We start from the raw sequence: 7,245 nt of genomic DNA on the forward strand, positions 1-7,245 counted from the left end.
ACTCTCGTAGCTCGTCTTCTTTTAACCAGTCAAATACAAGCTTTACATTAATAGCTCACGTTTACCGCTCTTACCCATTGAGCTGACCAGACCCGCCTCTTCCATCGAATCAACAATACGGGCGGCACGGTTATAGCCAATGCTAAATTTACGCTGGATACTAGAAGCAGAAACTTTACGGGTTTCCATGATAAAACCAACGGCTTCGTTGTAGAGATCATCGTCTTCACCAGAGGCATTGGACGCATTAGAGCCGCCATTTGGACTAGACAACTCAAAATTACCCGCCATATTATCGATATAATCTGGTGCACCGCGCTCACGCCATGCATCACAAACGCTATTTACCTCTTCATCGCTGACATAAGCACCATGGACACGATCCGGCTCGATTTGCCCAGGCCCTAAGAACAACATATCACCATTGCCAAGCATATCTTCTGCGCCGCCACTATCCAAAATAGTCCGTGAATCGACTTTTGAGTTAACTCGTAACGCTGCTCGTACAGGAATGTTGGCCTTGATTAGACCCGTAATCACATCGACTGATGGGCGCTGAGTTGCAAGGATCAAGTGAATCCCTGCGGCACGCGATTTTTGCGCCAAGCGTGTGATTAGCTCTTCTGCTTGTTTGCCGACCTGCATAATCATATCAGCAAACTCATCAGCAACGATGACAATCATGGGTAAGCTTTTTAGCTTTGGCGCTTGACTAATACTCACGCTGTCATTGGGTCGCCATAACGGGTCGAGCATAGGATTGCCTGACTTTTCAGCAGCGATAACCTTTTTATTAAACTCATTGAGCTTACGCACCTTTAGTAAGCTCATAAGCTGATAACGGCGCTCCATCTCTGCAACGCACCATGATAAGGCACTTGCCGCCTCCGTCATATCGGTGACGACTGGGGTTAGCAGATGCGGAATGTCATTATAGTTGGCAAGCTCAAGCTGCTTAGGATCGATCAAGATCATCCGTAGCTCGTTCGGTGTGTATTTAAGCAGCATCGATAGCAACATGGCGTTGACCAATACCGATTTACCAGAACCTGTCGTACCAGCGACCAACATATGCGGCGCTCGTGCAAGATCGGTAATGATCGCTTTACCGCCGATATCCTTGCCCATCGCCATACTGATCTGCGCTTTAGGATCTTTAAATTTTTCGGTATCTAATAGCTCAATTAAGCGCACCATTTCACGCTGTTTGTTCGGAACTTCGATACCGATATATGGCTTACCAGGAATAACCTCAACCACACGTAAAGATGCCATGGATAACGAGCGTGCCAAATCGCGTGAAATCCCCGTGACTTTGCTGGCTTTTATCCCAGGGGCAAGATCTACTTCAAAGCGGGTAACGACAGGACCTGGAATAGCATTGACGACGTTTGCTTTGACATTGAATTCCTGCAGCTTAATCTCTAGCAGCTCTGATAACTGCTCAAGCTCAGCAAGCGTGTAGCTTGGCTTACGATTGGGGTCCGGCTTATCTAAAATAGCCATCTCTGGAATCGGCGACAGACTGCTACGGTAAGCAGCTGTCTGCATTGAGCGTGATTTTTGACTGAATGCAGCATCATCACTAATATGAGGCATGACAGGGGTATCAATATCGTCAGCACTGTTATAAATGTCATAAACACTGTCGTCCTCTGGCATCATATCGGTAATATGATTACTACTATCGCCGTCTGGCACCGCAAAACTCATGGTGGGTTTGGGTGCGATGGTTGTCTCGATACTTGATATGGTAGACGTACTTTCTGCCATTGGCGGCGCCTTTGGATTTGCAGGCGGCGTATTGGTCGGTGTCATATCTATGATTTCTGAGATATTTTCTACCTCAGAGATAGCATGAGACTCTAGATCTTGCAACCAGGCATTGTCATCCTTATCAGTGTCATCCTTATCAGAAATTTCATCAGTGGTATCGCTTGGTGAGAAGGCAGCTGCTTGCTTAATAGGTACAGCTGCCGTTTCTAGCACTGTTTCTACTACAGATGATTCTTGCTCATGAGTGACATCAGTCTCGTCTGGCATTGTAGCATGTTCAGCAAGCCATGCATCCACCAAGCTATCGACGCTAGGCGCTGATTCAGAAGTATCGGGCTGAGCAGTTGATAGGCTCGATGTATAATCATCAAATGATGCCGTTGCTGATTGCTCGGTTGATTGCTCAGTTAGTTGACCGTTTTCCTCTTGAACGCTATCAAGAACAGGACTCGCAGCCGAAATCTCAGTATTCGCGTCATCAACCAATGCCTCGGAATACGGCGCATTTACCGCATCATAAGGAATTGGATCCTGCTCATTCGCTACCTGATTTGCCAATAAGTCATCGACGGTATTGGCATCATTCCACGCAAAACTTGGCTCAACCTTTCTGCTAGGCGTTGGTGCGGCACTGGCAGAACTGGCAGCATTAGCAGCAGGCACTGATGTTTTATTTGAATGAAAAGCACTATTGCCAGTTGCCGTGGCGGTTGCAGTTTGCAGCGCCTCTTCTTTTTTGGCATTCTCATTAGCTATTTGCGCCGCTGCTGCCATAGAAGCTTTTACACTGGCACCCAATCCTGAAGACAATAAAAAGTCTGTCAGTGCGTTATTAAAACGCCCACTTTTCATATCTGGCTGTTGATTATTAGCCTGTTCAGCTACTTGTAGCTCAAGTGGCAGCTGTTTGTAATCTGGGGTACTCGCCTCACTTATCGCTGTATTATTATTTTTTCTATCGCCATCATTTGTATTTTGCGCTAGGTGACTGGCATCATGACTGTCATCAAGGTTTTTGACAGCTGAGCCAAACCAAGACAGGGTTTTGATTTTTTCATAAATGCGTAACCAGTGGATATTAAAGGCAAATGTAGCCGTAATAGTGACAAATACTGCCAAAAACGTCACACTCCCCCACTGTGATAGTAGCTGTGCCAACCGCGCTTGTAGCTCAAGACCAATAATACCACCCGCAACGCCTTGTAGACCTGATGATATTGGATCTGCTACCTGCTGTACCAAGGCAATCAGTTGGGCGAATAAGGCGCTGGTACTTAATATTAAGAACACATAAGCTACCAAACGCAGCAGCCAAAGTGTCGGTTTATTATCCCACCAAATCAGGACGGACTCATAAACCAAAAATGCCAGCAGCCACCATGCGCCAAAACCAAAAAAACTATACAGCAGATCTGACAGCCATGCGCCCATCTCGCCGCCCATATTATTAATGGCAGTCATATCACTACTGATATGTGACCAGCTAGGATCGTTACCGGTGTAAGTCATCAAAATGACGAACAAATAAACTGCGAGGAGTAATCCTAGTAGGGTAAATACGCCCTTTTTTAAATAATCAATAATTGGTGCTGATATCACGTAAGATCTGCCTTGTCGTTAATACTCATCATTAATACAAATGGGCGCCAAATCATGATTACGCTTAATCATGCTGACATAAATTCTTGATAGAGACTGCGGTAATAGGTTACGAATGATGCGGCGTAATCATACAAAAAACCGTATCTACTATATCTATAGTGCTTAGATAAAATATAGACCGCTTCAGTGCTTTTATTTTGTGCTTGGCATACAACTTCTTATAATAACAAATACATAGCTGCCGTGGCGACTGTGTTATTGATAAAGCGCCTAAGAAAATCAATACAGCTGTCATTTAATGAAAAATATGGCTATTAAAGAAGTGCTTGTATATTTTCGTAGCAAAATACACGCAGATCTACTTATTTCTGGTACCAAAATTTCAAGTGTCAGATGCTTTAATTCTAATGATACCCATATTCGTTTTAGCAAACTTGCACTTTTTGCCCCTAGCCCTTATGTTATTATCACATAGCAACGATAAAAACCAGATACGTCGTCATTTTTACGCTTATCTTTTATAATACTTATAATATCGACTTCTTATTTTAACGTTGAACCTTTTCACTTTTATTGCTCTAGCAAGGAAATCTTATGGCAACTGATAATACGGCTCCACGCCACGAAAAACTCATCATCTTAGGTTCAGGTCCTGCCGGTTATTCTGCTGCTGTCTATGCAGCACGCGCTAACCTTAAGCCTGTTATGGTCACTGGTATGGAAGTCGGCGGACAGCTTACGACGACCACCGAAGTGGATAACTGGCCAGGTGATGCCCATGATTTGACCGGTCCTGCATTGATGGAGCGAATGAAAGCCCACGCCGAACGCTTTGGTACGGAACTGGTATATGACCATATTAATGCTGTGAATTTAAATGTACGTCCTTTTGAGTTGACTGGTAATAATGGCACCTACACTTGTGACGCGCTTATTATCTCAACGGGCGCATCAGCACAGTATTTGGGACTAGAGTCAGAAACCAAATTCCGCGGTTTGGGCGTATCAGCTTGTGCAACTTGTGATGGCTTCTTTTATAAAGGTCAAAAAGTGGCGGTTATCGGTGGCGGTAACACAGCGGTTGAAGAAGCGCTGTATTTATCAAATATCGCTTCTGAGGTTACCTTAGTACATCGCCGTGATAGCCTGCGCTCTGAGAAAATCCTGCAAGACAAGCTGTTTGAAAAAGCCAAAAATGGCAATGTTAAAATCGAGTGGAACCACAGCGTTAAAGAAGTGGTCGGTGATGACATGGGCGTCAATGGCGTTGTGATTGAATCTATGATTGATGGTAGCACCAAGCAACTGGACGTATTTGGTATGTTTGTGGCTATCGGTCATAAGCCCAATACTGACCTATTTACAGGTCAGTTAGAGATGAAAGACGGCTATCTTGTCGTTAATAGCGGGCTTAATGGCAATGCAACCCAAACCAGTATTGAAGGCGTTTTTGCCGCAGGTGATGTTGCTGATCATGTCTATCGCCAAGCGATCACCTCTGCTGGTACCGGCTGTATGGCAGCACTTGATGCTGAAAAATACCTTGATGCGATTGGCGAAACTATGGCTCAAGACCATACTTATGCCTCAACATTGACCGCCGATAAAGAAGCGTAGGTGAACGACTTGGCTAATGATAGTCGCATAACGCCTGAGGCTTTTGTTCAACACATAAAAAGCCTTGGACGTTATGACTTTCCAGATCCCGCTATAGTAGATCCTAAAGGCATGGGCATTGTCGCTATCGGGGGAGATTTGACCCCTGAGACGCTGATTTCTGCTTATGCGCAAGGTTTATTTCCTTGGTTCAATGACGATGAACCGATTGCATGGTGGTGTCCTGAGCCAAGATGCGTGATAAAGCCGAGCGACTATCAGCCAAGTAAGTCATTACGTAAGCAAGCAAATCGTGTCCGTTGGCAATTGACGCTAGATCACGCTTTTGATGAGGTCATACACGCTTGTAGTTTACCGCGTAGTGACGGACTCAATGAAACCGAAAGTCACACTTGGATTCATGATGAGATGATTGAAGCTTATACCGAGCTACATGCTCAAGGATTTGCTCATAGTATCGAAGTTTGGGATGAACAAGGCGCGCTCGTTGGCGGTCTATATGGTTTAAAAATAGGCGGGATTTATTTTGGCGAGTCGATGTTTCATGTTGCCTCTAACGCATCAAAACTGGCATTTTGGGGGTTGATGCGCTTATGTGAGCAAAGTAATGTGCAGCTTGTTGACTGTCAATTACCTAACGATCACCTCATGAGTTTAGGTGCGATGACTTTATCTCGTACTGAATTTTTGACTCAACTCGATACCTTATTATCTAACGATTCAAATAAATGGCATAAAGAGTCGCACAAGCCTTTAGCAGTATCGATGCTAAAGGCTTGTCAAGCTTGGCAATTAAATCACTAGCTTATCACTCTTTTAAATAACTTTTTTTAAATGACTTTATTGTATAAATAAGCAACTTACCTACCATCATCATGAGTACATTATGGCACCTGATACCGATTTTTTACTAATAGGTAAGCTTGCAACCATAGCCAATACGACCAAAGACACCATTCGTCACTATGACCAATTGGGGCTGTTAAAGTCTCGTAAGCGTCAGGCAGGCTCGCGGCTATATACTGAGTTTCACCCTGAGTGTGTTGAGCGCATCGAGCTAATCAAAAGCGCGCAAGCAATTGGCTTTACGCTGACTGAAATCAAAGATAGCCTCAATGATTATTATGATGGCAATCTTGATATTGATTTACAACTCAAAATTACCCAGCAAAAACTGACTCAAATCAGAAAACAACAAGCGACCATCAGTTTAATGATAGAGATGTTGACCGAACGCATTGACATTCTTGAGCATATGAAAGCTGATAGCGATTATAAAATTGACATTGATAGCTGTAAAAAAACCCTGTCTTCATCTCTATAAAAGCCCCTTCATATTTAATTTTGTATTTGCTAGCGCTTTGTATCTTAGATGAGAAAAGCTGTGAGTATTTTTAAGATTGATTATAAAGGTGCTGCATAATAAGCGCGTCGACAGCCAGTTGATGTCCTATTTGATAGTAATTTTTACGGATATGAATCACAGTAAATCCTTGCCGCTCATATAGCGCAATCGCAGCAATATTATCTGCTCGCACCTCTAATAACAGACTCTCTACCTGATTAAGCTTTAATACCTCGTTTATCTTAGCAAAAATCCGTGACGCCATGCCTTGACGCTGATAATCAGGATGAGTGCCGATGCGTAAAATCTCTGCTTGCTCAAACAATATCTGATATAAGCAGTAGCCAATCACATCGTTTTTAGAGCTATCCGTAACAACTATGAGACCGATACTATCCTGTTCAAGTAAGTCACCTATTGTTTGCGACGTCCAAGGCGCTTGTGGCTGAACCACTGCTTCGATAGCAGCGACCGCTTTGATCATTGCTGCATAATCATCTTGCTTGTGAGTTAATATTTGTATTTCGAACATCAGGGCTCCTTTATCTATTGACCTCAATGCACGTTATAGTATCGTTGATCGTCGATGCTGTCATTTTATTATCAATCTATGCATATACGCCCACAAAAAAGCCACCCTCTTTCGAGGATGGCTTTTGACTCACGGATAAGCTTAATTTACAGAGATACTGTCAGCTAAGGCTTAAACGTTAACGTTAGCAACAACACCAGCACCTACGGTACGGCCGCCTTCACGAATAGCGAAGCGAAGACCTTTATCCATAGCGATTGGGTGGATAAGCTCTACGCCCATCTCAACGTTATCACCAGGCATAACCATCTCTGTTCCGTCTTGTAATTGGATTGCGCCAGTTACGTCAGTGGTACGGAAGTAGAACTGTGGA

The 7,245-nt window shown here is 43.8% G+C and carries 5 protein-coding genes and 1 pseudogene; 3 read left to right on the plus strand and 3 right to left on the minus strand.

What is annotated here, in order from left to right; translation table 11 throughout:
* Window positions 1-42: 42 nt before the first annotated feature.
* Window positions 43-3,375 (minus strand): DNA translocase FtsK 4TM domain-containing protein, encoded by a 3,333-nt coding sequence (locus ABYU67_RS09165; protein WP_372844695.1) that lies wholly within the window; start codon window positions 3,373-3,375, stop codon window positions 43-45.
* 597 nt (window positions 3,376-3,972) lie between these two features.
* Between ABYU67_RS09165 and trxB the strand changes: the two genes are divergently transcribed.
* The 3 genes from trxB to ABYU67_RS09180 all read left to right on the plus strand — a co-directional run bounded on the left by trxB (window position 3,973) and on the right by ABYU67_RS09180 (window position 6,319).
* Window positions 3,973-4,995 carry a thioredoxin-disulfide reductase gene (gene trxB / locus ABYU67_RS09170; RefSeq protein ID WP_372844696.1) on the plus strand — a complete coding sequence of 341 codons (1,023 nt, stop codon included), beginning with the start codon at window positions 3,973-3,975 and terminating at the stop codon, window positions 4,993-4,995.
* Window positions 4,996-5,799, plus strand: coding sequence for a leucyl/phenylalanyl-tRNA--protein transferase (aat, locus tag ABYU67_RS09175; protein ID WP_372844697.1), 804 nt, complete (start codon window positions 4,996-4,998; stop codon window positions 5,797-5,799).
* An 82-nt stretch (window positions 5,800-5,881) separates the two neighbouring features.
* Window positions 5,882-6,319, plus strand: coding sequence for a MerR family transcriptional regulator (locus tag ABYU67_RS09180; RefSeq protein WP_372844698.1), 438 nt, complete (start codon window positions 5,882-5,884; stop codon window positions 6,317-6,319).
* A gap of 70 nt (window positions 6,320-6,389) precedes the next feature.
* On the opposite strand, the gene rimI is transcribed toward ABYU67_RS09180, so the two are convergent.
* Window positions 6,390-6,872 carry a ribosomal protein S18-alanine N-acetyltransferase gene (gene rimI / locus ABYU67_RS09185; protein ID WP_372844699.1) on the minus strand — a complete coding sequence of 161 codons (483 nt, stop codon included), beginning with the start codon at window positions 6,870-6,872 and terminating at the stop codon, window positions 6,390-6,392.
* 171 nt (window positions 6,873-7,043) lie between these two features.
* Window positions 7,044-7,245 (minus strand): annotated as a pseudogene (tuf, locus tag ABYU67_RS09190) (elongation factor Tu); the annotation flags it as partial.

Source organism: Psychrobacter sp. (assembly GCF_041554015.1).
Lineage (GTDB): Bacteria > Pseudomonadota > Gammaproteobacteria > Pseudomonadales > Moraxellaceae > Psychrobacter.

Coding starts and splice junctions, on each gene's coding strand:
- trxB (WP_372844696.1), top strand. CDS start 3,973: ATGGCAACTGATAATACGGCTCCACGCCACGAAAAACTCATCATCTTA.
- ABYU67_RS09180 (WP_372844698.1), top strand. CDS start 5,882: ATGGCACCTGATACCGATTTTTTACTAATAGGTAAGCTTGCAACCATA.
- rimI (WP_372844699.1), bottom strand. CDS start 6,872: ATGTTCGAAATACAAATATTAACTCACAAGCAAGATGATTATGCAGCA.